This is a genomic window from Pedobacter sp. GW822-FHT03F06, assembly GCF_058801365.1.
The window spans coordinates 35,273-50,408 of record NZ_JBXANE010000009.1; the positions used below are offsets into that span (position 1 = coordinate 35,273).

A 15,136-nucleotide genomic window follows, 5' to 3' on the forward strand; every position below is an offset into this window, starting at 1 on the left:
AAAAAGATAAACACAGATCATAAATCAATAAAAGAATAGTATCTGTGGTTAAAAAACTATTTATGAATTTGCGAAATAATATTCATTCAGCAGGTTTCCGATGCCGAAAAGTTCAGCTCTGATCTCTGTAAGGTAATGATGCAGCTGCTCTTCGTTCATGGTATTTACCGAGCTATAGGTGATCATGCTTTTTAAACGCCCTATTTTAAAAGATAAGTTGTTATAATGTTCGATATTGCTTTCGCTCTTTAACCGGTTAAAATACCTTTCGATATTATGCATCGCATACAGTGCCGACCTTGGAAAATCATTGTTGAGCATCACTAATTCGATGATGTTTTTTGCGTCGAAACCTTGCCTGTAAGTTTTTAGGTATAGCTCATAACCACCTAATGATAGCAATAAATGTTTCCAGTAGGATATATCCGTAAGCAGATCCGGATTGCTGCTTATCGAGCTGAATTTAATATCGAGAATATCGACTGACTGTATGCTTCTCTCCAGGTGTTTGCCAATATTCATAAAACTTCTGCTTTCGCCACGCTCCATCACACTGTCGGCAGTTCCGTTATATAACATTACCTGTTTAATCAAAACATCCAGGGCGGTAACAGGATCATCCTTCTGTACGTACCACAATAATTTCTCGTCTTTTACCGCATGGTAATATTCGTTTAAACACTGCCATAAATCTTTAGGGATATGTTCCTGAACGCTCCGTGCATTTTCCCGGGCCAGGGTAACGATGTTTAAAATAGAATTTTGATTCTCTCGGTTTAACAAGAGGTATTCTATCACCGCCCGGCTATCGTGCTGGATATTCAATAATTCATTTTCGTCATCTGACGAAAAAATCCTTATGACGGGCTTCCAGGTAAATTCCTGTATGGTATCTTGTGAGGAAGCATAATTTGTTTTTAACATGCGCAGCATACCATCGCTGCGCTCAACATATCTGCTTAGCCAATATAAGCTTGATGCAACTCTACTTAACATATTCTGTATTCTAAGAAGTTAAAACCCATGTATCTTTACTGCCGCCGCCCTGCGAACTGTTTACGACCAGCGAACCTTCTTTTAAGGCTACCCTGGTTAAGCCGCCCGGCACAATTGAAATGCCATCCGGTCCGTTTAAGGCGAAAGGGCGAAGATCGATTCTGCGTGGCGCCAGTTTTCCGTTGATAAAACACGGGGCTGAAGACAGGCTTATGGTAGGTTGGGCAATAAAATTGCGGGGATCTTTCAGTACTTCGATTTTGTATTCGTTAGTTTCCTGCTCGCTGGCAGCATGCCCCATTAACATGCCATATCCACCACTTCCATTGGTTTTTTTTATGACCATGGTATTGATGTTTGCAAAAACATAATCGAGCTCGTCTTTATTACTGAGTTGGTAGGTGGGTACATTCTTGAGTATGGGTTCTTCGTTCAGGTAGTACCTGATCATGTCTGGTACATAAGTATAAACGGCTTTGTCGTCGGCTACGCCATTGCCTATTGCGTTAATAATGGCTACATTGCCTTTGCGATAGGCGCCCATTAGGCCTGCAACGCCCAGTACGCTGTTCGGATTAAAAACCAGCGGATCAAGATAGTCGTCATCTACACGGCGATAAATCACATCAACCTGTTGTAGGCCAGTGGTGGTTTTCATAAATACCTTTTGGTTTTTAACCACCAGATCACGCCCTTCTACCAGTTCTACCCCCATTAAGCGGGCCAGGGTAGTGTGTTCGTAATAGGCAGAATTATACATACCCGGGCTTAACAGTACAATTGTTGGGTTCGAAACAGCTCTGGGAGAGAGGCTCATTAAATTTTTATACAATATGGCAGGGTATTCGGTTACACTTCTTACGCCGCATTGCGGAATAAGGTCGGGGAATAATCTTTTGGTGATTTCCCTGTTCTCGAGCATATAGCTTACGCCCGAAGGTGTGCGCAGGTTGTCTTCAAGTACATAAAATGTTCCGTCATGATCTCTTATTAAGTCTATTCCGGCAATATGGATATAAATATCGTGTAATACGTTTACATTGTGCATCTCTCTTAAAAAATGCGGACAAGAATAAATTACGTTTATCGGTACAATCTGGTCTTTTAAGATAAATTGATTGCTATAAATGTCATTTAAGAAAAGATTCAGCGCTTTTAAGCGTTGTTTTATTCCTTTTTCTATAAAACTCCACTCTGTTGAGGTAATAATTCTTGGAATAATATCAAAAGGAAAGATTTTTTCGATGCCTTCGCCACTATCATATACCGTAAAGGTAATGCCCTGGCTCATGAACAGCTTTTTAGCCAGTTCTTCTTTTTTGTTCAGGTTCTCGAGCGATTCTTTAGAGAAATTATTGATGAAGTTCGAATAATGATCTCGGTAATGATCGCCATTTAGGAACATTTCATCATATGTTTTGGGATGATTTAAGTAATTTTTTATAAAATCTTCTATCATTTTGCTTAAATATTTCCTTAAATTATGATTTTGAAAGGAAAAAACTAGTTTTTTTGTGTTAAAAATTAATTTTTATATGATTTATATCTATTTAGTTTATTTTTTATGTCTGTATTTTAGTGTTTTATGTATTTTTTTATTAAAATATTTAAAATTTTTAATAAAAATACTTGCTAATATGAATAAAGTTTGTACTTTTGTAATGCTCGTTAATTATTATTATATATTTGGTTTAAAAAAAGCGCTGGTAACGGCGCTTTTTTTACAAAAGCATCAAGACTTATTCATAATCAACATAAACCAAACATCCTAAACCAAAAAAAGCTCCGGTAAACGGGGCTTTTCTTTTTTGATGTCATTACAGTTCAGTAACCATAGGATAAAGTATGTCGGAAAGGAGCGTTCTCAAAGAAAAGTCGTCATTGCGAGGAGGCCTTTTCAGCCGACGAAGCAATCTTACGACTATGGATTGTAGCGATCGTTGTAAGATTGCTTCGTCGTTCCTCCTCTCAATGACGACCCCTCATAGGAATTCTAAGTGCATAAAAAAAGCTACCCTTTTTAGGATAGCTTTCAATATATGTTTTGTTATTGTTATTCTTCTGAATAGGTGATTTTGTTCACGTGTTTATCAATTTCCCATCTTCCTGTACCTTCTTCGCCAATCACTTCGAACAATTCTAATGCCCTGCGTGCTTTGTATTCTTCTTCGCGTTGCTCTTTCAGGAACCAGTTTAAGAATTCCATGGTTACAAAATCCTGCTCTTTGTGGCATTTAGCCGCCAGGTTTTTAAAACTTTGGGTAATGGCAATCTCTGCTTCTAAAGCATCTTCGAAAACTTCCCTAAATCCGGCAAATTCGGTTTTAATACCAGAAACTTCCGGAGATATTGCGTTTCCGCCCATATCTAAAACATATTTGAACAATTTAAGCTGGTGTACTCTTTCTTCTTCAGATTGCTTTAAGAAATAATCTGCTGAAAAGTCGAATCCATTTTGGTCGCACCAAGATGACATTGATAAATATAGTGATGAAGAGTGAGCTTCTTTTTTGATCTGCTGATTTAATAATGTTTCGATATCCTGTGATATTAAACATTTAATGCGCATTAAGTCTTTCATAATTTTCTTTGCTTAACTAATGATACAAAGGTAACATCAAATTAAGTATATTGTGTGATTTATTTGCTATATGAAATTAGTCTAAATTGCTGATAATTAGTTATTTGTAATCAGTTTAAATAAGGGGCGGGGATGGGAATGGATAGCAGAATAACGCGAAACGGATAGTGCTTGAGGATCAGAAGGATAAAGGGAGGTTCATTGCCAATAATTAATAACTAATGAAACAATGACCAATAGCGAAATAGAAAAATTGCAAATGAGCGATATTGGATAACTAATGTATCAATAGCGATAGGAGTTGACAGTTTTCAGCTATCAGTGAATTTCAAGGAAATAAATCTCCTCAGATTATCGTCATTGCGAGAAGGCTTTTTTGCCGACGAAGCAATCTTTGTAACAGGATCACCGGCATGAAAGATTGCTTCGTCGTTCCTCCTCGCAATGACGATTCTTCTATAAGAATCTGTCAATGGTAGTTTATCTCAGGATTTTTCCGATATAATAGATACTGAAGTAACCCGATAGCTATTGGGTTCAGTATGACGCACCGAATGGATTGAACGAAAAATGGATGTAGTTAAACGATACAGTTTTCAGTTGGCAGTTTTCAGTTGATAGTTTGATATAAGTGAATAAGCAGTTTAAGCAATTGCTACAATTAACCAATTATGCTTACCATTAAGAAGTTAAGAAAATTAAGGTTTAAGTGAGGTTTGTGTGCAATATGGCTATGAGCCATCGAATCACTATCTGTTAAGCGGTTTAAGCAATTAACCACCCTGAACTACCAATAAACTAATTACTAATGAGCCACTGAACTAACGACTAATAAACCAGTCTGTAAAGGCAGTCGCTGATAAGGTGATTTAGTTTGAACATGGTAAAAGTACCCTGCAACAAATCTTTTAAAGCGATAATTTCTAAAGCACTTAATAAATAGATGTGTTCGCAGCCATTAAAGGTAACCAGTTCGAAATCGGCTTTGTTGGTATTTAAAAGGAGTGCTTCAATATCAATATCTTCTACAACCTTTTTTAATTTTTGAAGCGACAGGCAATTAAAGCGTGCAAATTTGCCACCAAAATCTACATAAAAGCAGTTTAATTTATCTGATTGATAAATAGAACCATGGGTATTTGAGAATACGTTAACCAGTTCATTAATATCGATACACGCTTTTTCCATCGGTTACAAAAATTGGCATTATTTAGATTAAATACAAATAAAAACGAAAATAAATTTGAAGCGTGCTGGGCGTGGAGCATTTAGCGGCTCAAAAGCTATATGGGGAGGGGATTATTTGAACTTAAAGACCATATGATGGTAGAGTCCGCCTATAAACTGTTTTTCATTTTGAATAACAAAGCCCATGTTTTGGTAAAGTTTTAACGCACGATCATTGTTTTGTTCTACCAACAAACCTACAGTATGGTGGCCAAGTTGTTTGGCCCAATCTATACCTGCTTTAATGAGCTGTTTTCCTATTCCCTTTCCCTGGGCATTCGGATTAACACTAATGGTATCGAGGTAGAATTCACCGCTTTGAGTCTCGGTGCCCTGACCGGTATTATTGGCCTGGTGATGCTCAGCCAGGTATGCTAAAAATGGCAGGCGAAGCTTTAGGAGTTCTCCGCCATCATAAGCATTTAAAGATCCCAGGATTTTGCCTTCATCTTCAAAAACCAGGGTATTTTCGTAACTGTATTGGTTGTTCTTTTGTTGGAAAAAATGTTTAAAGATCCGGTTAATTATTTCATCGTCTTCTAAATTGGTTAATTTCTTGGCCAGCTTGCCCATCGCCTGAATAATCAGTGGTACAACTTCTTCTGTATCTGAGGGCATAGCTGGTCTGATCATCTAAATATCACTTAGGTTAAAAGTTTCGGACACACGGATTCCTTTTTCTGTTCGCTGTAAGGTGCAACATTCGTTAACGGGATCGTGCTCCAGGTATAATATATAGTTGTTATTAACAGCTTCTTCTAAAAAAGCCTGTTTCTCGGTCAAGGTTTTTAAAGGAAACATATCATAAGCCATTACATAGGGCAGGGGAAGGTGACCCACCGAAGGTAAGAGGTCGGCCATATATACAATGGTTCTGCTTTTGTAACTGATTTTTGGCAGCATCATGGCATCGGTGTGGCCATAGGCGAAACTGATGCTGATATTTTTCTGCCATTCGATATTTTCTTTTTCGGCTACAAATTTAAGCTGTCCGCTTTCCTGGATCGGCAGAATGTTTTCTTTTAAGAAAGAAGCTTTTTCCCTCGCATTTGGCGCTACTGCCCACTGCCAATGTTTTTCATTACTCCAATAATGTGCATTTTTAAAGGCTGGTATCAGTTTCTCATTTTCTCTTACTATTGCCCCGCCAACATGATCAAAATGAAGGTGTGTGAGGAAAACATCCGTAACATCAGCTGTGCTAAAACCCAACTGCGCTAACGATTTTTCCATCGAGTCATCCCCATGCAGGTAATAATGACTGAAAAACTTTTCGTCCTGTTTGTTCCCAATTCCGGTATCCACTAAAATCAATTGATTACCTTCTTCAATTAACAGGCAGCGCATGGCCCAGGTACAAAGGTTATTCGCATCAGCAGGGTTTGTTTTTTGCCAGATGGCCTTGGGTACAACGCCGAACATAGCGCCACCATCTAATTTAAATAAGCCTGTGTTTATGGTGTGGAGTTTCATTTTTGTAGTATCAAGTAATTAGTATCAAGTATCAAGTAGTTAGTATCTAGTATCAAGACCGGAATTGGTTAAAAATACAAAAACCCTTCAGCTTTAACTAAAGGGTTTTTGTAAATGATATTGGTTTTACTTATCGATGTGGCACCTTAGGCCTTCCACCTTTAAACCTTCTACCTTATAAGTGTATCACTTCTCCGTATGCATCAGCAGCAGCTTCCATAATGGCTTCGCTCATGGTAGGGTGAGGGTGAACAGATTTAATCATTTCGTGACCAGTAGTTTCTAATTTACGGGCAACTACGATTTCGGCGATCATTTCGGTAACGTTGGCACCGATCATGTGTGCGCCTAATAATTCTCCGTATTTAGCATCGAAAATTAATTTTACGAAACCATCTTTAGCACCGGCAGCACTTGCTTTACCTGATGCAGAGAATGGAAATTTACCAATCTTTAACTCGTAACCAGCTGCTTTAGCTGCTTTTTCGGTATAACCTACTGAAGCAATTTCAGGGGTGCAATACGTACATCCCGGGATGTTGTTGTAATCTAATGGCTCGGCATGCTGACCAGCAATTTTTTCTACACAGATAATACCTTCTGCAGAAGCCACATGGGCAAGTGCCTGACCGCCTACTACATCGCCAATTGCATAATAACCTTTAACTGAAGTATTGTAGAATTCGTCGGTAACAATTTTGCCTTTCTCCGTTTTGATACCGGTTTCTTCTAAGCCGATGTTTTCGATGTTGGCTACAATGCCAGCAGCTGAAAGCACGATGTCGGCCTCGATAGTTTGCATACCCGAAGCTGTTTTAACCGAAACTTTACAGCCCGCACCGCTGGTATCTACAGATTCAACACTTGCTGATGTCATGACATCGATACCTACTTTTTTCAGGCTGCGTAACAATTGTTTAGAAACGTCTTCATCTTCAACCGGAACAACATTATCCATAAATTCTACGATGGTTACTTTTGTGCCCATAGTAGCATAGAAATAAGCAAACTCTACACCAATAGCACCAGAACCTACTACTACCATACTTTTTGGTAATTCAGGAAGTACCATGGCCTGGCGGTAGCCGATAATTTTTTTACCGTCTTGTTTCAGGTTAGGCAATTCTCTTGAACGGGCACCTGTAGCAATGATGATATTTTTAGCACTTAGCTCTTGTTGAGAGCCATCTGCACCTTTAACTTCTAATTTGTTTCCTGGTTTTACTTTACCAGTACCCATGATGACGTCAATTTTATTTTTTTTCATTAAAAATTGAACGCCTTTACTCATGCCATCGGCTACACCGCGGCTGCGTTTTACCACAGCAGCAAAATCTGCGGTTGCACCAGCAGTAGTAATTCCGTAATCAGCAGCATGATTAATATATTCGAAAACCTGAGCACTTTTTAAAAGTGCTTTAGTAGGGATACAGCCCCAGTTTAAACAAATACCACCTAATGATTCACGCTCAACAATTGCAACTTTTAGTCCCAACTGAGAAGCTCTGATTGCAGCTACGTAACCACCTGGGCCGCTGCCTAAAACAATAACGTCGTAATTCATCTGTTTTTTAATCTATTTTAAAGAGATTTGTTTTAATTGTTTTGTATTATCTGTAATCGTCTGGTTTCATTCCTTAATCAGGGCTGCCCCACATCCGGATTACAAAATTTAAAAGATCTTCATCCAGCAACAATCGCTCAAAACTAAAAAAAAAATGTCAATTGCTTAGCTCAATATTGAGATAACAGTGAAAATTTACAATGATTGAATATTGTTTTAAGCATGCTGTTTAAAAATGACAACTACAATCAGGTGGATTTGCAGAATAATATATTGATAAGCTGGTAAAAAGTTAAATAACCGCGATGTTTAGGGTTTAAAAAATGTTGTTAACATGTATTATTTGAAAAATACCAATGTTAGCATAGGTTTTCTGCTTAAATTATAATCAACTGTTGATTTTATTATTAAAAATTTAGTTTTATAAACAATGTATTGATAAACTGAAAGTTATAATCACTGCAATATGTGTTAAATGTTGAAAAGTTTTGCCTGACTTAATAATTATTTAACATTAGATGTTAAAATGTGTTAAATTTTATTGGGTACATTTGCGGCATAATATAATATCCCTATTAGATTTATTATTCAACAACAAAAAACATTTAAAAAACAAAGTATGAAGAAATCTTTACTTTTAAGATTAGTACTGGTTATTGTTGCATTTGTAGGTATTGCCATTGGTGCCAATGCACAGGTAACTACATCATCAATGACAGGAACAATTAAGGATGCCAAAGGCGCCTTACCTGGTGCGAGTGTGAAAGCAACACATACACCAACTGGGACTGTTTATTCGGTATCTACAAACAACGATGGCCGTTTTACCATCGGTGGTATGCGGGTTGGCGGTCCTTATACCATTGAAGTTAGTTTTGTTGGTTACAGACCGGAGAAACAAACTGAAGTTTATTTGAAGTTAGGAGAACCTTACTTATTAAATCTAGTTTTAACTGATAATAGCTCTACGTTGGCTGAAGTTAAAGTTATTGGTCAAAGCACCAATTCTATAATGAATTCAAGTAGGAATGGAACTTCTACTGTTATTAGCAAACAACAGATCCAAAATCAACCAACTATTAGCAGAAGTGTTAACGATTTAACCCGTTTAACGCCACAGGCAAACGGAACTTCAATTGGTGGTGGTAACTATCGTTCGAACAATTTTACCGTAGATGGTGCTAACTTCAATAACCAATTTGGTATTGGTCAGAACATCCCTGCTGGTGGTTCTCCAATTTCAATTGATGCCTTGGAGCAAATCTCAATCAATGTAACACCATTTGATGTTCGTCAAACTGGTTTTACTGGAGGTTCGGTAACTGCGGTTACCCGGTCTGGTACAAACACTTTTACCGGAAATGCATTTTACACGATGCGTGGTGAAGAACAACAAGGAAAAAGAATTGGTGAAACATTTAGATTAGGTACGCTTCAAAAGCTTGATGAGAAAAATTATGGCTTTAGTTTTGGTGGCCCAATTGTTAAGGACAAATTGTTCTTCTTTGTGAATTATGAGAAGAAACACACTATTCAGCCAGGAACAAACAAAATTGCTTCAACTCCACAACTTGCTTTTGGCGGAGTAGGAACACCATCTTATGTTGCAAAACCTACTGAAACTTTCTTAAATACAGTTTCATCTTATTTGCAATCTAAATATGGTTACGAGACAGGTCCTTATCAAGGATACTCGAATATCAGTGATAACGAGAAAATGTTTGCACGTTTAGATTGGAATATCTCAAAATCTCAACGTTTCAGTGTACGTTATAATCAAGTAGAGAGTCAATCGCCTTCGCCTTTAAGTAACTCTACAACCGGATCTGGAGCAACTTTCTCTACAGCAAATAACAGAACTGCAAACACCGCATTATCTTTTGCAAGTTCAAACTACTACCAAGCTGCAAACTTATATTCTGCTGTAGCTGAATTAACCTCATCTTTCGGAAGTAAAGTAACAAATGTTGCTAGGGCAACTTATTCTCATCAAAATGACCCAAGAAAATCAGATAGCAGCCCATTTCCTTTAGTGGATATACTTGATGGTCCTGCAGTTGCAACTTCTTTCGGCTACGAGCCATTTACTTATGGTAACTTGCGGGATGTTAAGGGATACACTTATTCTGATGATTTAAGTATTGCTTTAGGAAAACATAACTTAAGTTTAGGATTACAAGCAGAATTTAGTACCACTAAAAATGGTTTTCAACGTTTCGGAACAGGTTATTATATCTTTAATTCTTGGGCTGATTTTGTAAATAATGCCAAGCCTTCGAACTATGCTGTTACTTATCCTTTAACAGCTGATGGTTCTCAAGCTTATCCTAGCTTTGAGTTTAACCAGTATTCAGCATACTTACAAGATGAATTTACGGTATCTGACCGTTTAAAATTAACTGCCGGTTTACGTGTTGAACAAGCTACTTATCCTGATGTATCGGAAGTAAGAACGCATCCATTGGTTGCTGGTCTTTCTTTCGCAGGTCAAAAAGTTGATACCGGTTTATTACCTGAAAATAGAATTTCTTATTCGCCTCGTTTTGGTTTTAACTGGAATGTTTTCGGAGACCGTTCGTTCCAGGTACGTGGTGGTACAGGTATCTTTACCGGTCGTATTCCATTTGTATGGATTGTTTCTCAATCGGGTGACGCTGGATTATTACAATATACCCAAACTTATTCAGGTCAAGCAAATACTCCATTTTTTAATCCAAGCATAGCCCCAAATTTATTGAGTGCTGCTCCTGCAGCAGGTTCTTCAATTCCAAGTAGCATTAGCGTAATGTCTCCTAACTTGAAACTTCCACAGACCTGGAAATCAAGCTTAGCATTTGATATTAAATTGCCTTGGGGTATTGTTGGAACCTTGGAAGGTATTTATGGAAGAGATTTAAATGTAGCGGTTGCTCAGAATATAAACTTAGTTAATCCAACAGCGTTAAATATTAGCGGTTACGGAGACACCAGATTAATGTTCCCTTCTGGTGGTCAGTTGCCAACAACATCAACAGGTGCATTTGCTAGGCAAAACGTTTCTTTAACAAGTGCCGGTGCAGTTACAACTTCTGCTGCTACGACCAGTTCTTCTGGTTTTAACGTTATTCAAATGACTAATGCTAAAGGTGGATATAACTGGCAGGCTACTGCACAATTAACAAAACAATTTCAAGGTGGTTTAGCTGCAATGATCGCTTATACCCGATCTGATCAACGCAATTATGGCGATGGTGGTGGTGATCAGTTATTAAATTTATGGTCAATTCCTGCCACTGCTGGTAATCCAAATAACCCAACCTTAAGCTATTCTCAGAATTTAAATCCTGATCGTATTATTGCAAATATTTCATATAGAAAAGAATATTTTGGAAATTTAGCGACTTCGTTCTCATTGTTCTATGAAGGAACTCAACAAGGTAGATTCTCATATACTTACAGCACCGATTTTAATCGTGATGGTCAATCAGGAAATGATTTAATTTATATACCTAAAGCTGGAGAAATGACGGCTTCATCTTTTGTCGCTATTCCAGCTGGAACAACTAACTATAAAGTTGCCTACAGTGCTCAAGAACAAGCCGATATATTCGAAGCTTATATTCAACAAGATGCTTATTTGAGCAAACATAGAGGTGAATTCGCCCAACGCAATGCTGGTACTTCACCTTGGAGAAATCAGTTCGATTTTAGGTTAACGCAAGAAGTTTTCAAAAACTTTGGAAAAACTAAAAATTCATTCCAGTTTACAGTTGATATTTTCAATGTTGGTAATTTGCTTAACCGTAAATGGGGTAATGTTAATTTTGTTAATAGTTCTGCTATTTTGGTTCCTCAAAATGTTGGTTCTATCAGCAATACAACTAAACCTACTTTCAGACTTAACAATAGTCAAGGTGATATTACGAGAGAAACATTTGGTACTTCTCAAACCATTTCTTCAACTTATTATATGCAGTTTGGTGTTCGTTATAACTTTAACTAATACATAACAAATTATATAATATTAAAGCGCCGATCGTCTCTGATCGGCGCTTTTTTTGTTACAAAGAATGGGAATACGATTTATGATTTCGAACTATTCAGATACTATCCTACCTCTTTTTTAACCTTTGCAGGTACACCCGCAACCATCACATGCGGTGGAACATCTTTTGTCACGCAAGCTCCTGCCGCAATATAGGCTCCCTTTCCAATCGTTATACCAGGGATTATTGTTGCCCCAGCCCCGATAAACACACCTTCATTAACATGCACATTTCCGGCAATGGTTACACCGGGAGAAATGGTCACGTAGTTCTCTAGTATGCAATCGTGACTGATGTTGCAGTTTGAATTCACAATGCAGTGGTTACCGATATGCACATTTGCATTGATTACACAGCCTGGCGCAATACAGTTGCCGTAACCGATTTTAATTGAAGGGCTGATGTAGTTGTGTTGATGGATGATATTGATGAATTGATAGCCCTTGTTTTCTAATAGCTCAATGATAGATTTTCTTTCATAAGTGCCTATTGCACCAATTAATGCAATATTTAAAGCAACAGTATGTTTTTCTAAAAAGGATGGTAAAGAAATAACAGGCTTGGCTATATTTGGATGATTAATTGCATTTTCTAAGTTTATTACATACCCTGCTAACTGATAGTCGTTATTGCCGTTTAAATATTCGCTAAGCTCTGTAGCATGTTTGCCTGCACCCAGAAGATATACATTGATCATAACGTTATTCCTATTTGGAGTAGTTTATTTAAATCCAATATACATTTATATCAGCAAAATTAAATGATGTATCGATAAAACTTAATAATACGTCAACAAGGATATAATGGTAGCCAACTGTAGTATAGATTAATGACTGTCTTTGCGATGTTTTTTATTATAACTAAAACCATTTTAACCAAAAAATGATTTTAATATTAGTCTATTTATTTAAAACTAATATTAAAAACAATGAGCACTTCAAAACAGACCCACGATCATGCTAAAATAAAAGCCTGGGCAGCGCAACACAATGGCGTACCGGCGATGGTTGCTGATACAGCAAAAACCAGCGGAGGTGGTATTTTAAGGATACATTTTCCAAAGCATAGCGATAGTTCATCAGATTTAAAGGAGATAGATTGGGATACCTTTTTTAAAACCTTTGATGAAAACAAACTCGATTTTTTGTATCAGGATAAAAAAGCAGATGGAGAGGAGAGTACCTTCCATAAATTTGTAGAACGCGGGTAATAAATAAAAGGCTGCTGAAATTTAATTTTCAGCAGCCTTTTTAAATTGTATCTTAATGCTTAATTATAAACGAAAGTTCCTTTTTCGCTTTCGATGGTCACCTGTTTCTGCTCGCCTTTTTCTACGCGACCGATAATCTGCGCATCGATATTAAAGCTTGTTGCTATTTCGATAATGCTTTCGGCAATCTCCTGAGGAACATATAATTCCATCCTGTGGCCCATGTTAAATACTTTATACATTTCTTTCCAATCGGTACCCGATTGTTCCTGGATCAATTTAAATAGGGTAGGGATAGGAAATAAGTTATTCTTGATGACGTGGATATCATCATTGATGAAATGTAATACTTTGGTTTGCGCACCACCGCTGCAGTGTACAATTCCATTGATCTGGCTACGATGGCTTTCTAAAATCTTTTTGATTACAGGTGCATAAGTACGCGTAGGGGATAATACCAATTTACCCACAGTAGTTTTGCCGAATCCTTCAATATCTATTTCTTCTGTTAATTGTTTCTTTCCAGAGAAAACCAGATCGAATGGAACAGCCGGATCGAAACTTTCAGGGTAATTATGAGCTACTGTTTTATCGAAAACATCGTGACGGGCAGAGGTTAATCCGTTCGATCCCATACCACCGTTGTATTCGGTTTCGTAAGTGGCTTGTCCGGATGACGCCAGTGCCACAATTACGTCGCCAGGTTGAATGTTATCGTTGCTGATGATATCTTCGCGCTTTAAGCGGCAGGTTACGGTAGAATCGACGATAATGGTCCTCACTAAATCGCCAACATCGGCAGTTTCGCCGCCGGTAGAATAAATCGAGATGCCTTGTTCGCGCAGATCGGCCAAAATTTCTTCTGTACCGTTAATTACAGCAGCAATCACTTCTCCCGGGATCAGGTTTTTATTCCTTCCAATGGTTGAGGATAATAAAATGTTATCGGTAGCACCAACACAGATTAAATCGTCGATATTCATGATGATGGCATCTTGCGCAATACCTTTCCAAACGGAGATATCTCCGGTTTCTTTCCAGTATACGTAAGCTAAAGAAGATTTGGTGCCTGCACCGTCTGCATGCATGATATTGCAATATTCCTCATCACCACCTAAAATATCGGGGATGATTTTGCAGAATGCTTTAGGGAAAATTCCTTTATCGATGTTTTTGATGGCATTGTGCACATCTTCTTTTGAGGCAGAAACGCCACGTTGATTGTACCTGTTATCACTCATGTTGGCGCAAAGATAAGGTTTTAAGGGGAAAGACTAAAGCTAAATACTTAAGGTTTTTTGTGGCTAAATGGCAAGGCTTTTTTACCTGGTAGGGCACCTAAATTTGTTTATCACGAAGGCACAAAGCGCACAAAGGTTTAAGGTTGTAAAAGGTAGCGTTTTGTTTTTTGAAAGTGAAGGTTGGTTTTTCATGGCGGCTTGCAGCCCCGCTTTTCCTCTCCCGACTTTATTTCCTGCCCTGTGGACGCAGATATTTAATTATTTTTTTGCTGTTATGCCGCAGGGCATCAAACTTTTGAGGCATCAAAAGTATGAAAAAATGCTTTGTCAATCCAGCAATGGGCCTTTTACACAATCCTGCACACATCAAAAAAACAGCGGCACTTCGTTTTATGTTCAATTCATGAAAAAACTTTGAATTATGTCTATAAACACAAAACCACTGCGTTTAAGGCTTGGTAATGCCATTTATACTATTTTGCACCTGTTTTTTTGATTTCTCTGGCCCTTAGGATTGACGGCGTCCTTCGGTAAAGCTTGTGGATTTTCAAAGCCAGTTAGCATGATGCCCAAAACTATTCCTAAAAAAGAGGTGTACACATAGTAGGACTTTATTTCAGGACCATAGAATTGGGCTTAGGAAGGTTCTTTGTAGTTTTTTTTCTTTACACAGGCCTATCAGAAATAAACCTGATTGCATGGATGCTGTAAACGAGGGATTAAAATTTGAAGAAAATTTTACAGCAGGAAGGAAAGCAGGACCGGATTAACCGGCAGGCACTGGTATTGCTTTCCAAAAAAAAATGTCTTTGTCAACGT

Annotated in this window: 11 protein-coding genes; 2 read left to right on the plus strand and 9 right to left on the minus strand. The window is 37.8% G+C overall.

Annotation, left to right across the window (positions count from 1 at the left end):
• Positions 1-60 precede the first annotated feature (60 nt).
• The 7 genes from AC1RJ8_RS16480 to lpdA all read right to left on the minus strand — a co-directional run bounded on the left by AC1RJ8_RS16480 (position 61) and on the right by lpdA (position 7,841).
• Positions 61-996: an alpha-E domain-containing protein gene (locus tag AC1RJ8_RS16480; protein ID WP_426328634.1), complete on the minus strand. Its 936-nt coding sequence runs from the start codon at positions 994-996 to the stop codon at positions 61-63.
• A gap of 10 nt (positions 997-1,006) precedes the next feature.
• The gene (locus AC1RJ8_RS16485; RefSeq protein WP_492954940.1) at positions 1,007-2,455 is read right to left on the minus strand and encodes a circularly permuted type 2 ATP-grasp protein; all 1,449 of its coding nucleotides are present in this window, start codon (positions 2,453-2,455) and stop codon (positions 1,007-1,009) included.
• A 594-nt stretch (positions 2,456-3,049) separates the two neighbouring features.
• Positions 3,050-3,577: a ferritin gene (locus AC1RJ8_RS16490; RefSeq protein WP_138823284.1), complete on the minus strand. Its 528-nt coding sequence runs from the start codon at positions 3,575-3,577 to the stop codon at positions 3,050-3,052.
• A gap of 828 nt (positions 3,578-4,405) precedes the next feature.
• Positions 4,406-4,765, minus strand: coding sequence for a hypothetical protein (locus AC1RJ8_RS16495; protein ID WP_492954941.1), 360 nt, complete (start codon positions 4,763-4,765; stop codon positions 4,406-4,408).
• Between the two features lie 111 nt (positions 4,766-4,876).
• On the minus strand, positions 4,877-5,437 hold the full coding sequence (locus tag AC1RJ8_RS16500) for a GNAT family N-acetyltransferase (protein WP_492954942.1): 561 nt from the start codon (positions 5,435-5,437) through the stop codon (positions 4,877-4,879).
• Positions 5,438-6,277 carry an MBL fold metallo-hydrolase gene (locus AC1RJ8_RS16505; protein WP_492954943.1) on the minus strand — a complete coding sequence of 280 codons (840 nt, stop codon included), beginning with the start codon at positions 6,275-6,277 and terminating at the stop codon, positions 5,438-5,440.
• 175 nt (positions 6,278-6,452) lie between these two features.
• Positions 6,453-7,841: a dihydrolipoyl dehydrogenase gene (lpdA, locus tag AC1RJ8_RS16510; protein WP_029275810.1), complete on the minus strand. Its 1,389-nt coding sequence runs from the start codon at positions 7,839-7,841 to the stop codon at positions 6,453-6,455.
• Between the two features lie 619 nt (positions 7,842-8,460).
• Between lpdA and AC1RJ8_RS16515 the strand changes: the two genes are divergently transcribed.
• Complete coding sequence (locus tag AC1RJ8_RS16515; protein WP_492954944.1) at positions 8,461-11,823, plus strand: TonB-dependent receptor; 3,363 nt, start codon at positions 8,461-8,463, stop codon at positions 11,821-11,823.
• A gap of 104 nt (positions 11,824-11,927) precedes the next feature.
• Here the strand turns inward: AC1RJ8_RS16515 and AC1RJ8_RS16520 are convergent, their stop codons facing one another.
• Positions 11,928-12,563 carry an acetyltransferase gene (locus tag AC1RJ8_RS16520; protein WP_492954945.1) on the minus strand — a complete coding sequence of 212 codons (636 nt, stop codon included), beginning with the start codon at positions 12,561-12,563 and terminating at the stop codon, positions 11,928-11,930.
• Positions 12,564-12,794: 231 nt separating this feature from the next.
• Here AC1RJ8_RS16520 and AC1RJ8_RS16525 point away from each other — a divergent pair, with 231 nt between their 5' ends.
• Positions 12,795-13,076: a hypothetical protein gene (locus AC1RJ8_RS16525; RefSeq protein WP_492954946.1), complete on the plus strand. Its 282-nt coding sequence runs from the start codon at positions 12,795-12,797 to the stop codon at positions 13,074-13,076.
• A 59-nt stretch (positions 13,077-13,135) separates the two neighbouring features.
• On the opposite strand, the gene AC1RJ8_RS16530 is transcribed toward AC1RJ8_RS16525, so the two are convergent.
• Positions 13,136-14,317, minus strand: coding sequence for an AIR synthase related protein (locus AC1RJ8_RS16530; RefSeq protein ID WP_492954947.1), 1,182 nt, complete (start codon positions 14,315-14,317; stop codon positions 13,136-13,138).
• Between the last annotated feature and the right edge of the window lie 819 nt (positions 14,318-15,136).

Coding starts and splice junctions, on each gene's coding strand:
- AC1RJ8_RS16500 (WP_492954942.1), bottom strand. CDS start 5,437: ATGATCAGACCAGCTATGCCCTCAGATACAGAAGAAGTTGTACCACTG.
- lpdA (WP_029275810.1), bottom strand. CDS start 7,841: ATGAATTACGACGTTATTGTTTTAGGCAGCGGCCCAGGTGGTTACGTA.
- AC1RJ8_RS16520 (WP_492954945.1), bottom strand. CDS start 12,563: ATGATCAATGTATATCTTCTGGGTGCAGGCAAACATGCTACAGAGCTT.
- AC1RJ8_RS16530 (WP_492954947.1), bottom strand. CDS start 14,317: ATGAGTGATAACAGGTACAATCAACGTGGCGTTTCTGCCTCAAAAGAA.
- AC1RJ8_RS16495 (WP_492954941.1), bottom strand. CDS start 4,765: ATGGAAAAAGCGTGTATCGATATTAATGAACTGGTTAACGTATTCTCA.
- AC1RJ8_RS16485 (WP_492954940.1), bottom strand. CDS start 2,455: ATGATAGAAGATTTTATAAAAAATTACTTAAATCATCCCAAAACATAT.
- AC1RJ8_RS16480 (WP_426328634.1), bottom strand. CDS start 996: ATGTTAAGTAGAGTTGCATCAAGCTTATATTGGCTAAGCAGATATGTT.
- AC1RJ8_RS16505 (WP_492954943.1), bottom strand. CDS start 6,277: ATGAAACTCCACACCATAAACACAGGCTTATTTAAATTAGATGGTGGC.
- AC1RJ8_RS16490 (WP_138823284.1), bottom strand. CDS start 3,577: ATGAAAGACTTAATGCGCATTAAATGTTTAATATCACAGGATATCGAA.
- AC1RJ8_RS16515 (WP_492954944.1), top strand. CDS start 8,461: ATGAAGAAATCTTTACTTTTAAGATTAGTACTGGTTATTGTTGCATTT.
- AC1RJ8_RS16525 (WP_492954946.1), top strand. CDS start 12,795: ATGAGCACTTCAAAACAGACCCACGATCATGCTAAAATAAAAGCCTGG.